The following is a 19,499-nucleotide window of genomic DNA, read 5'->3' as shown; positions in this document are numbered from 1 at the left end:
CAGCGAATCAATAAGCTTCCATTGAAGACGATTGATCGACTGCTCGTTAGGTTATAATCTTAATTGCGTTTTATATAGAACTTTATTTTCAACGAACACCTAAACCACTCTTTTTTTCAAGTGTCCTTGACAGAGGGTCCAGATCATAGATCATCCCGTTCTTTTTATGTATCTCAGTTGATGTTTTTAAGAATAGCTGCTATGCGATGTAAATATTTCAATAAGCGCCATTAACTGGAAATGATCGTAATAATTCGCATTTTATTCTTTCCGTATCTATAGGTTTTTTAAAGTCAACAATTGTAGCCGTTTAAGTTACATATTATGGCTTGTGATTTGTTCTCCATATTTTATCTCAAGCATTTCCCAAAACCTCGAGGGTTCTTTTTTAAACTTTCTCCCGTACTGATTTTTAAAATATCTAGATCTGAGAAGATAACATACGCGCTTGGCACGGCTCACGCACACGAAGAACACTCTGTGTTCTTCCTCCAACTCAGAAGGGTCTGAGGAATTAATGCTATAATAGGATGGGAACCGCTCTTCCTCCATGCCGAGCATTATTACGACTTCGAATTCTAGACCTTTGGAGCTATGCCTGGTTGTGACGGTCACTTGATTGACAGGCTTGCCAATCTTACTGAATTGGGCAAGCGTGTAATCCACGAATTGCCCCTCAGAAGCGATGGTAATGAGCTTCTCCAGATTCTCCGTCTCTTCTGGGTAAACAGAGGAATCAGTAAGCAAGTCCATTAATTTGAAGCGATCAATCAAAAATGAGATCCAATCACCGAGGTTTTCGGAATGCTTCAAGCTAGCGGTTAATGTCTCAAACAAACCCCTTTGCAGAGCGACCTGATCGTTTGCTGGCATGTCGTGTGACATAAGGATCTTGGACCAGAAGGAGGTTAAGTCGTTCAAAGATTCTTTTGTCTTGTCCAACGTCCACACGGCGCATTTCATCAGCCATTTGACGATGTCACTTAGTTCAAGATCGTTTCTTCTCGCTATATGAAATGGGATTCTCGCTTCACTTAATCGTTGGCCCAAATCAGCCGCTTCCGAGTTTCTTCCGACAATGACGCAAATCTCTTCAAGAGGTACGCCTCTGCTCACGCAATCGGGAATGATTGTGGAGAAAACCACTTCGTATTGCTTAGCCATCTCCTCTTCGCAAACCATAAAGTGGAACTCGGCCTTTTCGTCCAAGCGTAAACCCGCTTTATAATTTCTGATTCGATCGGTCCCTAGAGCAAGACCCGAAGCATCAATAATATCTTGGTTGCTGCGGTAGTTCGTGGTTAGTTCGATGGGCAGGACATTCTTAGTTTCGTAAAGCTCCATCAAATAATCGGGAATCGCGCCGTTGTAACTGTAAATGGACTGATCAGGGTCGCCAACCGCGAAGATTTTTATTTTCGTTTTATAAAACAAGTTTAGGACCATCTCGTGCAAGGGCTTACCTAGGTCCTGGTACTCGTCAATCAATATCCATGGGAATTTTGCTTCAAGGCAGTTACGCACATATTCCTCTTTTTGGATAATCAAAGTCGCATATTTGACCACGTCAACGAAATCGACCATCCCAAGGGAGTGCAAGCGAATCTCATACTCTTTGGCAGTCCTTAGTGCGATGTCGTAGCTCGAGATCTCAACCTTGCTGATTCCCTCGATAGTGAGGGTCCTTTCCTTGTCCATATCTTCAATCTTAAGCTTCATGTCTTCAAACTTCAATTCCTTGACAACATTGTTGAAAAGGATTCTTTTTTCTTTGGCTGAAATCAGTCTGAGCGGCAAGGGAATTCCATAATGATAAAGGTGAGCGAAGGGCGCGATCACTTCCGATATACAAAACGAATGAACGGTCCCTTGGAAAACGTTACTTCGTCTTTGGTAGCCCAACTGCTTTAGTCTGTCTTTGAATTCCTCGGCAGCGGCTTTGTTGAATGTCACACACGCCAGCCCTCTAGGAGGGCTGATTTTCTCCTTAAGAAGGCGCATGATTTTTAGGGTCAGAACAGTCGTTTTTCCGCTGCCTGGTCCAGCAATCACGACAGTGCTTCTCTCGGAAAGTAAAGCTTGCAATTGGTCTGGGTCCCGTTTAAGTTGATCGAGCTTCTTCGTATACAATTCCATCGTTTACCCGTCCACTTTATCATATATTTGGTTAATTGCCTTTTTGATGTAACTGGAGATGTGAAACTTCGTGCAAATATCGGATAACCTTTGGGCGAATCGGCCTTTACCGATTCCGTTGCTACTACTTTCAATTTTCTTCAAGCAGTCATAATAACGTCCTTCATCCAATTCATTTTTGAAGTTCCCCTTTTGTCGAGGTCCACCTGAGGTTAATTCGTTGAATACCTGGCATAATATCTTCTTCTCTTTTTCATTTTTCGCGTTTCTCACCATAATATCCACTTCAAGCGTATAACGCCCGACAAAAAGGCCATGCTCTGCAAGTAACTTGTCTTGATCAGCAAAACCACTTGGAATATGTTTCACGCTGACCTTTTTCAAATCGGTAAGCAAGCCGCACATTATCTCATTTCCGAGGTAACCGAAATGTTCTGTTCCCTCGGTTTCAAGGACATGGTAAATTCTCTTTTCGTCGTCAGTAGACTCCTCTTTGGTATAAAAATCCCCGTCGGTAATAGCTACGTAAGGAATACCGAGCTTGTCTAAAAATTTGATGTAAGGCTTGAAGTTTGTAGAGTTGATGTTGCAGACGATAATCCCTTTTAGGTCGAGCGGCTTACCCAAAAGCTCAGCGAATTTCGGGATCAAGTATTCCTCTGCTATCCCTTCGACAATTACGACCGCTTTCCCAAAATACAGCTCGCCCCGCTTGACGTCTATGTACCTCTTAAGGTCTCTACTTTCGCCAGGTGTTAGATCAAGCCCCGCCGTTGTATTGATCATCGTCCCCTCGCTTGTCCAGCGTAAATGAACGATCGATTCCAGAGGTGCGACAGAGGTAATATGTGGGGAATGCGTTGTCATTAATACCGAAGATTCGCCGAGCATTACTTCTTTGTAGATCACGCGCTGCAATGTAGGATGGAGGTGAGCTTCAGGCTCCTCCAAGGCTAGTATTGTGAAACCTTTATTATTACGGGCGTTCGAATCCATGAACTCGTAAAGTCGCCTTTGGAAACTGTCTTCAAGATGGCGCTTAAGCAGGTAATCTTCTTTGTCGTTTTCCTCGTAACACTCCGTGAGTATCCCGCTTCCCTCCTCGCAGAGCAAATCCTCATATCTCTTTGCCTTCATAAAGCTCGGGACGGTTTTGTCCTCAAGCGAAAGAAGGACCAAAGAAATATAAAGGATATTGTTTAGTCCCAAGCTTGTCTCGCTTGTTGGGCGCTTGTTTGCTCCCATCATTATCTTTAATGTGTTTAATATACGGTTAGGATCGATATCTATTGTCCCCAGGTGAATGTTGGAGTCGGGTTGGATTCCGATGACTTTACCGAACCTGATGTTAATCTTTTCCGTCAAGTCCATTATCTCACCAAGCGTCAGGATTTGGTCGCCTTGAGCCTTGAGACTCGCCGCGATTTTTTCCAGTTCGGATTTGTCAAAGTCATATTGCTTGAGGAGGTGTGTGATGGGCGACCTTCTGGAGTTTTTCAATTCGCTCTCGACGTCTCGAATAGCGTTGATTACCCGCATGTTGAGGAATTTCCTTTGGCTGTGAGTGAACGGAATATCCGTTCTTAAGCCCTGATAAATTGTGTAATTATACTCTTTCGCTCCGTCTTCTTTATCAACAGGATAAAAGCGGTAAGTCAGCCTCAAGGTTTGTGGATTGACCGAGACAGTGGCGTCGGATAGAACGGAAAGGAGTGTTTTGTTATGATCGTAGCCCTGGATCTCGATCATCACCTCAATTTCTTCACTGTTTTCAAAGGGGGATTCCAATCCATCGTAAAAATCGGACTCTGAGAGTTGACGGTCTTCGTCGGAAAGTTTTGGGTCGAGTATAAGCTGTATGGCCCGAAGTAAGGTCGTCTTGCCCACGTTGTTTTCACCGATGATAATTTGTTTGTGGCTTAAAGAAACGTCGATATCTTTGAAATTCCTAAAATTTTTTATCTTTACACGCGAAATGTATGGCGATTTCAACGCTTATCCCCTCCAATGATTATCCTTCAGCTAAAGATTGTACTTCGACTAATTATTATGCAATAAGTTGATTTCTAATCTTAGCCACGGTTATACTTCAAAACACAAAATTCATTGTAATCTTTAGCATATATCATAAGTTTTGAGCAAATATTTTGCCCCTACGTAGATCAAATGGGGCAAAATATTATTGAATTTATGCTAGATAGTTCTTCCGCTCTTAATAAAGTCCTCGATTATTGGTTCACATAAAATAACATTTTCAGGCTTCCCGGTCATTGTGTAGAAACATGACTCAGGAAAGAAACCTTGAGAAGACATCACCTCATCAAAATATTCTCCTAATCCGTCTTCCATTGCCATCTCTCTTAAAACTTTCTTTGTATCAGAATAAATATGTCCATATCTTAATTTATCAACTGATCTAGAGAATTTAAATTCTTGAATCCTACTGAGTTTCCCTGGGATGCTTTTATTGGCCCATTCCATAAGATTCTTATTTGATTCTAGGATTTCGTGTACAGCATTAGATGCCAAAACATGATGCCAGACTTGGTCGAGAGACCGACCCCAGTCTCCCTTTCCTTCCAACGCATCGGTGATATAAGCAAATAGTCTTCCAGTAAGAGTCGCATTTTTTTTGACATCAACAGGGATTAGTGTGCCAATGACTACGTTTGCTCCAGATCTCAATAGCAAATCATTAACAGTAACTGCACCTAATCCACGTGGAGCCACATGACATGCGCTTAGAATAACGATTGGTGGTACATGAATATCGTTTTCAGTTGCCAACCAAATCTCTTTTCCGATATATAGACCCGCAAAATTATTTTTATTTCTATAGTGACCATGCGCAGATATTACCAAAATATCGGCGTCAAGGTTTTGATCTAATATGTCCTTTAGTCCCTTTCTTGTTTGTGCTTCAGAATAAATAACTTGTACAGATTTATTATCATTGAGCATGCCGATAATCTCTTTCCAAGCAACATCCGAATATGGTCTTATATGATCATCACGAGATAAGCATTCAACGATAACTATTTTAAACCCTCTGCTTCGACCAATATAATGCTCAAAAGTTCGTGTTAGTTCCATCTGCATTGTTCGAGTCAATGGTGAGATAGGAATATTAGAAATTGGCCTTGTGCAACACAACGGATCTTCTTGTCCTGGTAAAATAGCAACTCCTATCGGGAAATCAGAATAGGCTGAAATATGTGATGAAGAAAGAATCATCTCTATTCCAACGGAGCCTATTTGTCTCTCGAGGAGGTTACCGATACGTTTCATGCTATCCCATATGAAACGATTGGATTGCTTTCTAGCTCTACAATGATCTTCCAGTTGATGCAGTTCAGTAAATAGATCAGTAGAAAGAACACCACCATCTAACCATAGCCCCCTACTAGCTGCTGCTCTATGAATACCAAGAATCTCGACAGCAGTTTTCTCAGAAGAAACAAGCTCATTTTTCGATGAAGAACCTCGAGGCCTCAGTCGACCAGCCGTTCCAGATAATGTAATCACTAAAGGTAATCTACAATTTTCTATTTCTTTTCCTAATATACTAATAAATTCATCTTTGGTATTAATTTGCATACTTTGTTTTTCTAATTTTGCCAGCGTTTCTATACGTGATCTTGATAAAATAGTTTCTTCCAATAATGAATCTCGAGAAAATTCGGTATTCTTCAACCTTTCAAGTAGTTCCTTACTTGCTCGGAATTGATTTAATTGAAAGATTAAAGGTAATGCCACCCTAGCTTGTTCAGGTAATAGTTCTGGTTCTACATGTAGTGGATTTTCAATTTGTGGTATTTCTTGTATAAATGAAGTGATTTTTGACCAGTGTTCTTTTAGAAGTTCTGTTGTTAAAGAGGAGATAGGTACACAGTTAATCAGGCTTCCATTTTTTGAAGCAAATTCTTTTGCGATTTCAAAACATGAATCTTCATATATTACAAGCGTTGGAGATTGCATATCTTTTTTATTTGCTGAAACCCTCATCAAACCAAAATATGACGGAATTAGGACAATACTGTGTGGAACCCAATAACCATTAGCAATTGTATTGGGGCTCATATCAAGAGTATCAAATCCGTTTCTAGGTAGGTGAAGGCAATAACATATTGCAGGAAGTATTCTTTCTACGGCAGGATCTAGCCCATGCATTTGCTCATTCTTTTTTTGTTCTTTACTCGAATATGAGGGAATAATAGGCAAATAAGGTTCCGTAGGGGGCTTTTCATTGAACATGATATAATAATTTAGGTAAATTCTTCTCATTTGATAACATTCCTTTACATGGACAGTAAATTTTTTTACATATAATTTACCATTTTAAACTGAATCTCGTTGATATTAATTAAACTGTGATATACGGAATACTATACTAGAAGCACATATTAGCGTATTTGATAAAATCAAAAAAATTTAATATGCTAGTACAGCGTTCTATTTTACTTCTAAGAGCTTCTGAATTTGGAAGTTCTAATTTACCAACACCAATTAAAAACGGATTAAAATCGATTCTAGACCGCTTTAATCAACCCAATTATTAATTGTTGGTACGTGGTGATTCATGGAGACTCAAGTTGTATTGTAACGTTTCCTCTAAATTCCATTATATCTTATTTTTATAAAACGTTGCACATAGTTATTTAAGACAATATTATTAAAATCTCGGATCGGATAATTTGTCCTTAAGGTATTAGAAAGGATCAAATGCTCTTATGATACGAAAAGAACTATATAGAATGAACTAAAGATTTTTATACCCGAAGAAGAAGTCAGTCGATCACTTCAAGCGGACGTCGATTGATCCGTTTCATGCAAGCAATGACATGAGAGCGAATATAATAGAACTTGCTGAAAAAGACATTGTTTACAACATTGTATTCATCACGTAGATGACATCCACCCTTTTCTCCGTTAGCACAAACGACTACGGCTCGTTTATCTGCCCAAGTACAGTCCTGAACTGAAACCGTGGAAGGTTTGTGGAAGTAGCTAAAGCATGACGATCAAAAATCTATACAGCGAAGACAGTCCCGTCATAAGCTTTGATTCGGTTTACAGCAATTGCGGTTCATTAATCGTCAAGCGATAAGGTGCGAAGCAAGTGTACATAATAATCTCTTCTTATTTCAATTTGTGTACAGTTTTTAATTATGTACAGTTCATCTATGATACAGTTCACTCAGAAGATTGAAAGGAGAGGATATGATTTATGGTATTTTGTACATGTATTTTATAGAAATACCCCGAGACGAAGAAACCAAATACACCAGTCATGTTTTATGGTGAAGAAGCCTCGAACTATACGAAGAAACGTCTTGATAAAAAAACAGTAGAATTGGAATGGGATGTTGACCGCAAGGATCAATACGACCGACTGCTCGCTTATGTGTGGGTTGGGGACGAGTTGTTCAATCGCACTTTGGTAAGCGAAGGTTACGCACGAATAGCGACCTTTCCACCAAACGTGAAATATGTGGACTTGTTCAAAAAGGCTCAGGAGGAGGCACGACAAAAGCAAAAAGGCTTATGGAAAAATTACGAGGCCGCATTTGAAAAAAGGTGACCAGGAGGGAGCAATCCCACCAGTCACCTTTTGTTATTGAGCGTATAGAATGTAGATTAATGTGTGCCTTTAACGTCCAATTGCAGTTCCTTGGTTTCCTTAACCAAAGTAGAGCTTTTAATACGTTCCTGCAGCTTCTCATAATACAGGTCTTCATTGATTGGCAGATCTACCCAGTTGTCAGTCCATGACGACAAGTGCATTGCATTGGATAACGTCAAGCCTTTAATACCCTCTTCACCAGGAGCCAACAGCTTGGTTCCTTTTAGGATATGGTCAACAAAGTTTTGTGTAATACCCTTATGCTGTGGTCCTGGAGCTCCAATTACAGGAACTTCACATTTCCAGCATTCAGGAGAACCGAAGCCACCTTTAAACTCACGGTTAAAGTCAGGCTCGGATTGACGCAGGCGCCAGAAGGTCAGCTTGTCATCTTCGATCACGATTTTACCGTTGTCGCCGCTAACTTCGTAACGGTTTGTTCCTGGTGCTTCGCCTGTCGTTGTCACGAACAGCCCTGTAGCACCATTTTCATATTCTACGTACGCCGTTACATCATCTTCAACCTCAATGTTACGGTATTTACCAAAGCCGCAAAACGCTCTTACACGCTTCGGCATCATATCAACAGTCCACTGCCACAAGTCCAGCTGATGCGGATCCTGATTGATCAGAACACCGCCGCCTTCTCCAGCCCAGGTTGCACGCCAGCCGCCTGAATCATAATAGCTCTGGGAACGGTACCAATTGGTAATAATCCAGTTCGTACGACGAACTTGACCAAGTTCACCAGAAGTAATTAAATCTCTCAGCTTTTGATAGAGCGGATTGGTACGCTGATTGAACATAATACCAAATGCCTTATCGGATTTAGCCGCAGCCTCATTCATTTCACGAACCTGCTTCGTGTATACGCCAGCCGGTTTTTCGACCAGAACGTGGTACCCATGAGCAAGTGTTTGAATAGCAGATGTCGGATGGTCATAGTGTGGAGTTGCTACTATTACAGCATCGAATGCTTTGGATGCGAAAAATGCCTCCGCGTTATCGAACAATTGAATATTTGCATTGCCATGATGGGCTCTAACCCATTCGAGTCGGGTTGGGTCTGTATCCACAATGGCGGTCAACTCGGCGCCATTTACTTGGCCTTTGGTCAAGTAATCGATATGGCTTTTTCCCATGTTGCCTACACCGATAATACCGATGCGTACTTTATCCATTCGTATTTCCCTGCCTCTCATTTAAATTAAAAAGAATAATTGTAAGCATTTTCTTGCACTCGTTTATTATACCTTGCACACGTTAACATTACAACAAAAAAAACGTTCCCCCTTCACAATCAGGGAGAACATTAGTCTTCACCAAATGTTGAATAATAGCAGAGTTAAGTTAAATCTTCACTTTTTCTTTTTCAGAAATCTGGTTTAAAGCTTCGCCAGCTTCATCAGCGAATTTGTCTCTTACAGCAAGGTCACCAATCGATACGATCCCGACCAACTTTCCGTTGTCCACAACAGGTAACCGGCGAATTTGCTGCTTGGCCATCAGCTTGGCAGCCTCGTCGATGGTTGTTTGAGGAGTTGCACTTGTAATTTGCGTGCTGCTCATCACGTTTTCAACTGCTGCTGAGCCTTCTTTTTTCTCGGCCAAGCCACGAATGACAATATCCCGGTCGGTGATTACACCAATTAATTTAGTTCCTTCAACGACGGGTATGAATCCAGTATCCTCCTGCTTCATCTTTACCGCAACCTCATACACGTTATCCTTTAGCGTGACCGTAGCAAATTGCTTTGTCATGATGTCTTTTATTAGTGATGCACCCATGCGAATTACCTCCAGGAGTATAGTCTGACGCAAGCTGGTTTTTTATCAACAAAAAAACACCCTGCTCCCGCCGCAGACATAGATTTCCCCGAACTGTCCATTCCCATTCGATTAACCTCTAACCATTCTGACAATCCATAACCATTGCAATAAATAAGCGAGCTGCGTCTCTCATCGAGCTTTCATCAATATCAAATTTAGGGTGATGATGCGGATGAATGATTCCTTGTTCCGGATTACCCGCACCCACAAACATAAAGCAGCCCTTACGCTCATGTAAGTAATAAGCAAAATCTTCTCCAGCCATAATGAGTGGTGAAGGTTTCACGGGAACAACCTTTTCTCCGGCCCGCAGAAATCGGTTCGCCTCACCCTCATCGTTGACAACAGGCGGATAGCCCATTTTATAATCAAAGCTATACTCCGCCCCATACATCTCACAGGTTTGTCCAACAATTCTCTCCATCCTGTCTTTTACATCCAGACGAAGCTCAGGATCATAAGTCCTCACGGTTCCATTCAAAGCGGCGGACTCAGCAATCACGTTAAAGCTGCTTCCACTATGAAAAGAGCCTACAGAAACAACACAGGGCTCCGTTGGGCTCACGCTTCGACTCACTATGGTTTGCAAATTACCGACAACCTGGGAAGCGATGACGATACTGTCGATCGTTTGATGCGGAAGCCCTCCGTGCCCACCCTTGCCTTTTACCACGATTTCAAACTCATCTGCCGCGGCCATCATCGGACCCGGTTTGGAATAAGCACTGCCTACAGGAAATGGTGTCCACAGGTGAATTCCGTACACATAGTCAACCCCATCCAGCGCGCCTTCCTTGATCATATTAATTGCGCCGCCGGGACTTTGTTCCTCCGCATGCTGAAATATGAAAACAACATCACCTTGCAGGACCTCTTGATTTTCTGACATGGCCTTAGCCACACCTAATAGTGTGGAAGTATGCGCATCATGTCCACAGGCATGCATAATACCTTTATGTTTTGATGCGTAATCACAGGTCTTCTCATCCTGAATAGGCAGTGCATCCATATCAGCACGCAGGGCCACTGTAGGACCATTGCCATTTCCCTTTAAACGAGCTACGACACCATGCCCACCGACATGTGTGCGTACATCCATTCCCCACTGCTTCAAGTGCCGTGCCACAAAAGCCGCTGTCTCCCGTTCATGATAGGACAACTCCGGATGCTGATGTAAATAACGCCGCCAGCTGATCATCTGGGGAACGAGAAGATCTATTGCTTGCAATAAAGATTCCATCATCTGATACCTCCGGTTTGTTAGGATGTTCCTATTTTAACAAAAAAGCCAACAGCTTTCATCTATGTGTCACAAGAACTTCAAATTTTATTGTCATGAAACCTTCACAAGTAGCAATAGGCTTGCACAAGTTTGGGAAACATACTATCATGAATAAAGGATTATAGAGATCGTTTTTCTGCGAAAAACTTTTAGGAGGACTTTACAATGATTATTGAAAAAAACGGTTTATTAGGACTTAAAAGCGATTTGGCTCATTTAGATGATGTTTCATCCAAATTAGGTTTTGTTCGTTGGCAGTGGGAATATACGCGTGCAACTTATGACTTGAAGCTGGTCGACAAAACAGATCAAAGCGAATATTTTTTGCGAATCAATACTCGCACAGAATCCGGCAAGCTCGAATCCCCTTATGCCATTCTTTACATAGAGCATATTTATATTGGAAGAGCTACATTCCCGCACGGACTGGATTACCAATCACCAGTACCGGATAGCATTATGAAAATTGCAACACAAAAGCTTACACAGCTAAAAACCGAATTGTCCTTGTAATGGGCAGGGCCTCATGACTTCCCAGCGAAGAGGAACACCGGATTTTCTGCTGCTTTTTTTAGCCTTTTCCTTAGTATGCTTCGGATTAGCCATGGTTTTTAGTGCCAGCATGGCCTACTCCCGTACTGATTCCATTACGGGTATTGTGCTCAACGATCCTTCTTACTTGGCGGTTCGCCAGGCAGCCGCGATTGCATTGGGCACGGTAGCCATGTTTTTTTGTATGAATATTAATTATAATGTTTTGAAAAAATGGATTGCACCAGCCTTCATCGTAGTCGTTATTATGCTGGTGCTGGTTCCTATTTTCGGAAACAAAGTAAACGGCGCCAGAAGCTGGTTCGTAATTGCCGGTTTCGGGATACAGCCTGCCGAATTTGCCAAGCTGGCGGTCATTCTCTATTTGGCTGCGTTAATCAGCAAAAAAGAGGATAAATTTCGAAGTTTTAAAAAGGGTCTGCTTCCCGCGTTGACAATTGTCGGCTTTATATCAGCCTTAATCCTTCTCCAGCCCGACCGCGGCTCGACAATGATTCTTGTTCTCTGTGCTACCATCGTGATTATAGCCGGAGGAGCCAATTTAAAGCATATCTTTTTGTTAGGCGCTGCAGGTGCATTTGTGATGTCGATCGGTGTTGCGATTTATGTTATAAAAACCAAATTGAGCGGTCAAAGCTATCTTTTGGATCGGTTTACCTCTTTTATGGACCCCTTTGCAGATCCACTCGACACTGGCTACCAGTTGGTACAATCTTTGTATGCCTTTGGCCACGGTGGCATCTCTGGTGCAGGCTTTGGACAGGGCATTCAAAAGCTGCATTATCTTCCTGAAGCTCATAATGACTTTATATTCTCTATAATCGGGGAAGAGCTTGGTTTTATTGGGAGCTCCCTGTTTATTCTCATTTATTTGGCATTTCTATGGAGAGGCCTGCTCATAGCCATTCGTTGTAATGAACTATTTGGAACCTTGGCAGGGGTTGGAATTATCGGCATGATCGCCATACAAGCACTTATCAATCTGGGTGGGGTTACGGGGAGCATTCCCCTGACAGGTGTTACTTTGCCTTTAATCAGCTATGGAGGCTCATCCATGCTGGTTACGCTCATCAGCCTCGGTATTCTTCTTAGTATATCCCGGGAATATAATAAACCGGAAAAGGAAACAAAAAAGAGAGCCTAGATTCGTGCAAAGGCTCTCTTTTGTGCGGCTTCTATGCCAGTCCAGTGATCGATTTGATTACTTCACTCGAAGTGCTTCTTCCACATGTACTTCTTCTTCGCGGAAAGCAACCCCTTCAACCTTCACATTAACTTCGACAACGGATAATCCTGTCATGTTTTCAACGGCATCACGAACGTTCTGCTGCAGCTCGCTGCATACTTCTTGAATCTTGGAGCCATAATTCACTATAACACGTAAATCGATGGCAGCCTCTACTTGACCTACTTCGACCGAGACACCTCTTTGCACATTTTTACCACTCAGTCTTTTAGCTAACCCTTCAGAAATGCCTCCCGACATCGCAGCGATCCCGGAAGTTTCCAACGCAGCTAAGCCTGCGATTGTTGAAACAACATCATCTGAAATGCGGATAATACCTGTTTGTATTTCTTCGGACATATGGATCACTCCTTAGTGGGTTATATTCATATTGTAATGACTTCCCATAGGGAAAGCAACTTTATTCGGACAAACTTCGGCTTATTTTGCACTGTGCATACACGATACTGCATGTTTACGGAATCCCTTAAAATGGGTATAGTAGAATAGGTTTTATTGTTTACAGGTATACTTTAGGTAAAGGGGGATAAGCATGAAGCGTCATTTTTTTACCATTGGGCTGATTTCCAGTTTTTTGCTAAGCGCAGTGGCCCATTATTCAGGGATATTCCCTTCTGCCGTGCAGCTAGCATTTTCTTGTATCGCTATCATCTTTGTTGCGGGATTTCTCGGTAAAGCTACAGAAAGCGTGGCCCACTATGCAGGGGAACGGGTTGGAGGGTTTTTGAATGCCACTTTTGGTAACGCAGCTGAACTGATTATTGCCTTTTTTCTGGTCAAGGAAGGTAAATTCGAGATTGTGAAAGCTAGCATTACCGGTTCTATTATTGGCAATCTGCTGCTGGTTCTCGGTCTCAGCCTGTTGATCGGAGGATTAAAGTACAAGGAACAGAACTTCAATATCAAGCTGGCAAGCCATAATGGTTCCTTGATGCTGCTGGCCGTGATTGCCTTGTTTGTTCCAGCTGCTTTTGCCAGCTCTCTGACAACCATTAAAATGTCCACCCTCAGCATAACGGTCGCAGTCGTGTTGATAGCTGCTTACTTGCTCTGGTTGTATTTTTCGATGGTTACCCACAAGAATGAGCTTGCGGATGAAGCTGTAGAGCATGGTGAGCCAGCCTGGTCCAAAGGATTATCAATTTTCTTTCTGGTTCTGGCAACGGCAATGGTTGCTGTACAGAGCGAGTGGCTTGTCGGAACTCTGGAAGTATTCACACATCAGTTTGGATTATCAGAACTATTTGTCGGTGCCTTCGTTATTGCGATTATCGGTAACGCCGCCGAGCATAGTGCTGCTATCATGCTCGCTCGCAAAAACAAAATTGGTGCCGCTGTAGAAATTGCTGTCGGCAGCTCCTTACAAATAGCCCTTTTTGTTGCTCCTGTGCTTGTGCTCATTTCTCTGTTTTTTGGTAAAACCATGGATATCGTATTCACCACATTCGAGCTCGTTGCCATTGGCGTTGCGGCGATTATCGCTAAATCCATTTCCCAGGACGGGTCGACCAACTGGTATGAGGGCGTGCTCTTGCTAGTCGTTTATTGTATACTGGGCATCGCGTTTTTCCTCGTATAAAATTACATATCATCTGCCAGTCTGCTGTATGGCAGCTCATTTCAAAAAAAGAGCAACCTTCTGTATAGGAAGGTTACTCTTTTTTGCTTAATGCCTCGTACAGTTCAGCCAAATTCCTCTCGAGCTTGATCAAAATTTGCTTCCCTGTTATTTCTGAGATCAATTCAGCACGAATGGCAAAGTCAATTTCCCTTGACAAGCCGTACATCTGTGTATCTAACACCTCTTCATACAAAGGGCATTTGCGCGTGGTCAAATTCTCCATCTGTACTTCGATGAGCTTTTCGATTTTATCAGCATCCTCTTGAAGAAGAAGAAATGCTTTCTGTGATAGGCTGAGTAACAAATCGGATGATGACATCGAGCTTCCCCCCTGAACGAACTTCATAGCTTAATATTAGTCGAAAATGTCCCAATACACAAGAGAGTCGTCCATCATCTTCACTGATAATCGTCCAAAATGGAGCATTTAAAAGAAAAAAGCAGCTCCATCCTAGGATGGAAGTGCTTTTGACCATTATTCTTGGATACTGTTAATTTGCAAGTTATGCTTAGCGAACACTTCTGCCATAGCTTTCTTAGCATCTTCCGCGTCAGGACCGTGCACATGCAGATCATAATCACTGCTAGTCAACAAAGTCGTGAACAATCCCAGAATACTTTTAACATCGATGTACTTGTTCTCATACTGTAAAACAATGGATGATCTGAATTTGTTAGCAGTTTGGGAAATTTCAACGATTGCTGCGTTATTGGCACTTGACATTTTGAATCCCTCCATATGTATCAGCGACATCAAAACAACTAAAAATAAATCGCTTTCTTTCTTTGATTTTACCTCGGATAATCGCAAATCGCAACTACTATTTCAAATGCTCAGGATTTAACCCTTCCAGCTCCTGGATCACAAAACGGCCATTCTTACGGATCAGCACATCGTCAAAATATATTTCACCACCGCCATATTCAGGGCGCTGTATCAATACAAGATCCCAGTGAACGGATGAGCGATTTCCATTGTCAGCCTGCTCATAAGCCTGCCCTGGAGTAAAGTGAAGGCTCCCATCAATCTTTTCATCAAACAGAGTGTCCTTCATTGGAGTTAATATATGAGGGTTGAAGCCCAGACTGAATTCTCCGATATAGCGCGCCCCTTCGTCCGTGTCCAGCACCTGATTCAAGCGCTCGGTATTATTACTTGTGGCCTCCACGATCTTGCCATTTTCAAAACGGAAAACAATTTGCTCAAAGGTAACTCCTGATTTTACACTTGGAGTATTGTAGGAGATCGTTCCGTTGACTGAATCGCGAATGGGCGCCGTGTAAACTTCACCATCTGGAATGTTCCGTCTGCCACAGCATTTGACCGAATCGATGCCTTTAATCGAAAACTCAATGTCCGTACCCGGCGATATAATCCGCACACGGTCCGTCCGGTTCATGAGCGCCTGCAGCGGGTCCATCGCCTTCGACATCTGTGCGTAATCCAGATTGCATACATCAAAATAAAAATTTTCGAATTTGGTTGTACTCATTCCGGCGAGCTGCGCCATCGAAGCATTCGGATATCTCAGGACGACCCAACGTGTCTTCTTGACCCGCTGCTCCAAATGTATCGGTTTACGATAATAGAGGTCATACAGCTTCATCTGTTCCTCAGGTACATCCGACATTTCACTTACATTAGAGCCCGCACGAATGGCCACATAACAGCTCATATCCTGCATACGCTTCAAGTCCAACTCTGCCCAATGCTCAATCTGCTCTCGGGTTATCGAACGCAGCATCGCGCTTTGCACAACAGGATCTATCAGTTCAACATAGGGAAGACCTCCTCTAGCGTATACCTCTTCTACCAAGCAACTAACGATCTCCCTTTCCGAACCGATCATTTCTATCAATACTTTCTCCCCTGGCTGAACATCCAGAGAATATGTAACAAGGTTTCGAGCCAACAATTCCAAACGCGGATCACGCATACCTATCATCTCCTTTTAATTATGAACCTAATAATTCTTATGTTCGTTCATCACTGCCAAGCCACTTTTTCTTGCAGATATGACCTACAAGAAGCAGGATCACAAAGATGCCCAGCATAATCAACAGACGTTTTTTATTATGTTGAAAATGCAGCAAATCATGCCCAATAAATGATTCCAGTAAAATCATGGGAAGCTTGCCCACAATTGTACCGAGAACAAAATCCATAGTTTTCACACGCATTACAGCAGCACCCAGATTAATGCCGAACGACGGAATAACCGGAATGATCCGGCTGATTGTGATGTATATAAAACCGTGATGCTCGATCTGTTTATTGAATTTTTGAATATAAACATGATTGGCGATCTTCTTTTCGACCCAAGCACGTCCATAATTTCGAGCCAGCCAAAATTCAGTTATGGCTCCAAGAACAGCCATCACATAGTTCACGACAAAGCCTAACCATAAACCAAATACAAGAACATTCACTCCTGCAACCACGACAAAAGGCATAAAAGGAACAACGGGTTGAACAAAAGCAAGCAGCGCCCCCAGAAAATGTCCCCAGAGTCCCCACGCCTCCAACAGGTCGGATAAATGCTGGACATTCCACTTTCCCAATGCAATCCCTCCTGTTAGCATAGTGTAACATTTTATTGAATTAAAATAAATCGGTGCGCCACTTGACATAGAGGGGTGTCGTCTTATAAAATAGGAAGTCGAGAACGTACTTAGCCTAAATTGTATTTAGGTTAGTCGTTTATGGTGGAAGACATGTGTTCACCCTCACCGATTTTGTTGCTAGCAGGACAGCGGCTGTGACTCCTGACAGATGCCGAGCGATACCTTTCGCTTATGGCTTCAAACAAAATTGGGCACATGCTTCACCCGAAGAAAACCTACAAACAAAAATTAAATCCATTAATGGAACGAAGGAGCTCGTATACATGTCACGCTACACAGGCCCTAAATTTAAATTAAGCCGTCGTCTGGGTATTTCCCTTAGCGGTTCCGGTAAAGAATTGAAACGTCCTTTCCCTCCAGGTCAACATGGCCCAGGACAACGCAAAAAATTGAGCGGTTATGGTATTCAGCTTCAAGAGAAGCAAAAGCTTCGCCACATGTATGGTATGAACGAGAAGCAGTTCCGCAACTTGTTCGACAAAGCAAGCAAACAACAAGGTATCTCAGGTGAAAACTTCATGATCTTGTTGGAAAGCCGTTTGGACAACCTTGTTTACCGTCTAGGCTTTGCTCACTCCCGTGCAGGAGCTCGCCAATTGGTCGCTCATGGTCACATCACTGTTAACGGTAAAAAAGTAGATATCGCTTCTTACACACTAAGCATTGGTGATGTTGTTAGCCTTCGTGAAAGAAGCCGTAACATTGCTTCCGTTAAAGAAGCTTTGGCTAACCGTAACTACTTGCCTGCTTATGTTGAATATAACGAAGCTGCTCAAGAAGGTAAATTTACTCGTTTACCAGATCGTTCCGAGCTTCCACAAGAAATTGACGAAAAGCAAATCGTCGAGTTCTACAGCCGTTAATTCTTTATTTCAATCAGATACAAAAAACTGGATGCCAGGGCATCCAGTTTTTTTGTTCATCTTCAACCTGCTCGACTATCTTCTAAATTAAGGATTAGCTTGAATTTGTATGACTTGTATCAGCCCAGCTTAATTTTAGCAAATTTACGCTTACCCACCTGAATGATATCGTCTTCCTGCAAAGTAAGGTTGATGTTCAAGTCCTCGATTTTTTGCTCATTAATCTTGACTCCGCCCTGCTGTATGCTGCGACGAGCTTCACTGTTTGAAGCAGATAGTCCCAATGTTACCAACAGCTTTATAATACCGATTTGACCATCCTCCAGAGCATCTGCAGCTACTACGAATTCCTCAATATCCTCGGGCAGCGCGCGCTGTTGAAATACGGTAACAAAGTGCTGCTGTGCCTCGTTTGCTGCTTGCTCTCCGTGATACATGCTTACAAACGTATGCGCCAGTTGCATTTTGGCATCACGGGGGTGAACTTTGCCGTCAAGCAGACCTTCTTGCAGCAGCTTCAGATCTTCATTACTCATGCTTGTTGCCAGCTCATAATATTTGGGCATCAGCTCGTCGGGAATAGACATGGCTTTTCCGTATATTTGATTGGGCTCCTCATCGATTCCGATGTAATTACCTAGGCTTTTGCTCATTTTATTAACACCATCAAGCCCCTCCAATAGAGGAGTCATAATGGTTACCTGAGCGGTAACGCCATATTCTTTTTGCAGCGTACGTCCCATCAGCAAGTTAAATTTCTGATCCGTCCCTCCCAGCTCTACGTCACTTTTCAACGCAACTGAATCGTACCCCTGCATCAGCGGGTAGAAAAATTCATGAACATGGATGGCTTGCCCCGTTGCATAACGTTTGGAAAAATCGTCCCGTTCCATCATACGTGCTACGGTAACTTTGGCTGACAGCTGGACAACATCTACAAAGCTCATCGGCCCAAGCCACTCAGAGTTGTAGTAAAGCTGGGTTTTGTCAGCATCCAGAATTTTGTAGATTTGCTTCTGATATGTCTCAGCGTTACGTTTGACGTCCTCTTCGGTCAACTGCTTGCGTGTTTCCGATTTACCTGTCGGGTCACCGATACGCCCTGTAAAATCGCCGATGATCAACTGCACTTGATGTCCCAGCTGCTGGAACTGTCGAAGCTTATGCAGAACCACCGTGTGACCGATGTGAATATCGGGAGCAGATGGATCTAAGCCCAACTTTACTTTCAACGGTTTGCCTGTGACCACAGACCCGATAATTTTTTGTTTAAGCTCATCCTCCGGTACAATTTCGACTACACCGCGACGAATCCACGACAGCTGCCTTTCCACTTCCTGCTGCTGCTCTGCTGTTAGCTCTTCCCATTTTGCCATGATTTGCTGCCTCCTCAATGTTATGCATACATACAAAAAAAGCCCTCTCATCCACAAGGGACGAGAAGGCTATTGCTCGCGGTACCACCCTAATTAAAGCCGGCACTAAAGCCTGCAACAAACGCAGCTTTGCCTAAGCTTTCACTCGACAACGATAACGGGTCTAACCCGACAGAAAGCTACTGACAGTGAGAATGTCTCGACAAAATCTGAGCATCATTCCATGCGTTCCCTTTCCCTGCTCCGGACGGTAATTCGAATAAGATCAAGTATCGGTTCGCACCACCCACCGACTCTCTGCCAAGCTATGTACCTTATTCTACTGATGTACGAGCTCTGTGAGGA

Annotated in this window: 16 protein-coding genes and 1 pseudogene; 5 read left to right on the top strand and 12 right to left on the bottom strand. The window is 42.8% G+C overall.

Annotated features, from left to right (window positions below):
• Window positions 1-315: 315 nt before the first annotated feature.
• The 3 genes from BK127_RS31225 to BK127_RS31215 form a co-directional block, all read right to left on the bottom strand.
• Window positions 316-2,136: an ATP-dependent helicase gene (locus BK127_RS31225; protein ID WP_076236009.1), complete on the bottom strand. Its 1,821-nt coding sequence runs from the start codon at window positions 2,134-2,136 to the stop codon at window positions 316-318.
• Window positions 2,137-2,139: 3 nt separating this feature from the next.
• Entirely contained in the window at window positions 2,140-4,128 is a 1,989-nt protein-coding gene (locus tag BK127_RS31220; RefSeq protein WP_076236008.1) for an ATP-dependent nuclease, read from the bottom strand.
• A 201-nt stretch (window positions 4,129-4,329) separates the two neighbouring features.
• A complete protein-coding gene (locus tag BK127_RS31215; protein ID WP_076236007.1) occupies window positions 4,330-6,420 on the bottom strand; it encodes a CHAT domain-containing protein in 2,091 nt (696 codons plus the stop codon).
• Window positions 6,421-7,408: 988 nt separating this feature from the next.
• Between BK127_RS31215 and BK127_RS31210 the strand changes: the two are divergent.
• A pseudogene (locus tag BK127_RS31210) lies at window positions 7,409-7,717 on the top strand (thermonuclease family protein); the annotation flags it as partial.
• Window positions 7,718-7,773: 56 nt separating this feature from the next.
• Here the strand turns inward: BK127_RS31210 and BK127_RS31205 are convergent.
• The 3 genes from BK127_RS31205 to BK127_RS31195 form a co-directional block, all read right to left on the bottom strand.
• Entirely contained in the window at window positions 7,774-8,940 is a 1,167-nt protein-coding gene (locus BK127_RS31205) for a Gfo/Idh/MocA family protein (protein ID WP_076236005.1), read from the bottom strand.
• 169 nt (window positions 8,941-9,109) lie between these two features.
• Window positions 9,110-9,547: a CBS domain-containing protein gene (locus tag BK127_RS31200; RefSeq protein WP_076236004.1), complete on the bottom strand. Its 438-nt coding sequence runs from the start codon at window positions 9,545-9,547 to the stop codon at window positions 9,110-9,112.
• Window positions 9,548-9,665: 118 nt separating this feature from the next.
• Window positions 9,666-10,829, bottom strand: a complete 1,164-nt coding sequence (locus BK127_RS31195) for an amidohydrolase (protein WP_076236023.1) — start codon at window positions 10,827-10,829, stop codon at window positions 9,666-9,668.
• 207 nt (window positions 10,830-11,036) lie between these two features.
• Between BK127_RS31195 and BK127_RS31190 the strand changes: the two genes are divergently transcribed.
• Together BK127_RS31190 and ftsW are read left to right on the top strand one after the other, a co-directional pair.
• The gene (locus tag BK127_RS31190) at window positions 11,037-11,384 is read left to right on the top strand and encodes a YugN family protein (protein WP_076236003.1); all 348 of its coding nucleotides are present in this window, start codon (window positions 11,037-11,039) and stop codon (window positions 11,382-11,384) included.
• 13 nt (window positions 11,385-11,397) lie between these two features.
• Window positions 11,398-12,567 carry a putative lipid II flippase FtsW gene (ftsW, locus tag BK127_RS31185; protein WP_076236002.1) on the top strand — a complete coding sequence of 390 codons (1,170 nt, stop codon included), beginning with the start codon at window positions 11,398-11,400 and terminating at the stop codon, window positions 12,565-12,567.
• Between the two features lie 57 nt (window positions 12,568-12,624).
• On the opposite strand, the gene BK127_RS31180 is transcribed toward ftsW, so the two are convergent.
• Window positions 12,625-13,008: an Asp23/Gls24 family envelope stress response protein gene (locus BK127_RS31180; RefSeq protein WP_076236001.1), complete on the bottom strand. Its 384-nt coding sequence runs from the start codon at window positions 13,006-13,008 to the stop codon at window positions 12,625-12,627.
• 193 nt (window positions 13,009-13,201) lie between these two features.
• Here BK127_RS31180 and cax point away from each other — a divergent pair, with 193 nt between their 5' ends.
• Window positions 13,202-14,248 carry a calcium/proton exchanger gene (cax, locus tag BK127_RS31175; protein WP_076236000.1) on the top strand — a complete coding sequence of 349 codons (1,047 nt, stop codon included), beginning with the start codon at window positions 13,202-13,204 and terminating at the stop codon, window positions 14,246-14,248.
• A 73-nt stretch (window positions 14,249-14,321) separates the two neighbouring features.
• On the opposite strand, the gene BK127_RS31170 is transcribed toward cax, so the two are convergent.
• From BK127_RS31170 to BK127_RS31155, 4 genes are all read right to left on the bottom strand, one after another.
• Entirely contained in the window at window positions 14,322-14,609 is a 288-nt protein-coding gene (locus tag BK127_RS31170; protein ID WP_076235999.1) for an Fpa/YlaN family protein, read from the bottom strand.
• Window positions 14,610-14,765: 156 nt separating this feature from the next.
• Window positions 14,766-15,014, bottom strand: coding sequence for an HPr family phosphocarrier protein (locus BK127_RS31165; RefSeq protein ID WP_076235998.1), 249 nt, complete (start codon window positions 15,012-15,014; stop codon window positions 14,766-14,768).
• A gap of 97 nt (window positions 15,015-15,111) precedes the next feature.
• The gene (locus tag BK127_RS31160) at window positions 15,112-16,227 is read right to left on the bottom strand and encodes an aminopeptidase (protein WP_076235997.1); all 1,116 of its coding nucleotides are present in this window, start codon (window positions 16,225-16,227) and stop codon (window positions 15,112-15,114) included.
• Window positions 16,228-16,264: 37 nt separating this feature from the next.
• A complete protein-coding gene (locus BK127_RS31155; RefSeq protein ID WP_076235996.1) occupies window positions 16,265-16,852 on the bottom strand; it encodes a TVP38/TMEM64 family protein in 588 nt (195 codons plus the stop codon).
• 326 nt (window positions 16,853-17,178) lie between these two features.
• On the opposite strand from BK127_RS31155, the gene rpsD reads away from it, so the two are divergent.
• Window positions 17,179-17,778, top strand: coding sequence for a 30S ribosomal protein S4 (gene rpsD, locus BK127_RS31150; protein WP_076236022.1), 600 nt, complete (start codon window positions 17,179-17,181; stop codon window positions 17,776-17,778).
• Between the two features lie 119 nt (window positions 17,779-17,897).
• Here rpsD and tyrS read toward each other — a convergent pair whose 3' ends face one another.
• Window positions 17,898-19,154 carry a tyrosine--tRNA ligase gene (gene tyrS / locus BK127_RS31145; protein WP_076235995.1) on the bottom strand — a complete coding sequence of 419 codons (1,257 nt, stop codon included), beginning with the start codon at window positions 19,152-19,154 and terminating at the stop codon, window positions 17,898-17,900.
• Window positions 19,155-19,499 lie beyond the last annotated feature (345 nt).

Source organism: Paenibacillus sp. FSL H7-0331 (assembly GCF_001956045.1).
The sequence above is the reverse complement of the archived record's forward strand: the minus strand, read 5'-3'. Positions and strand labels throughout refer to the sequence as shown.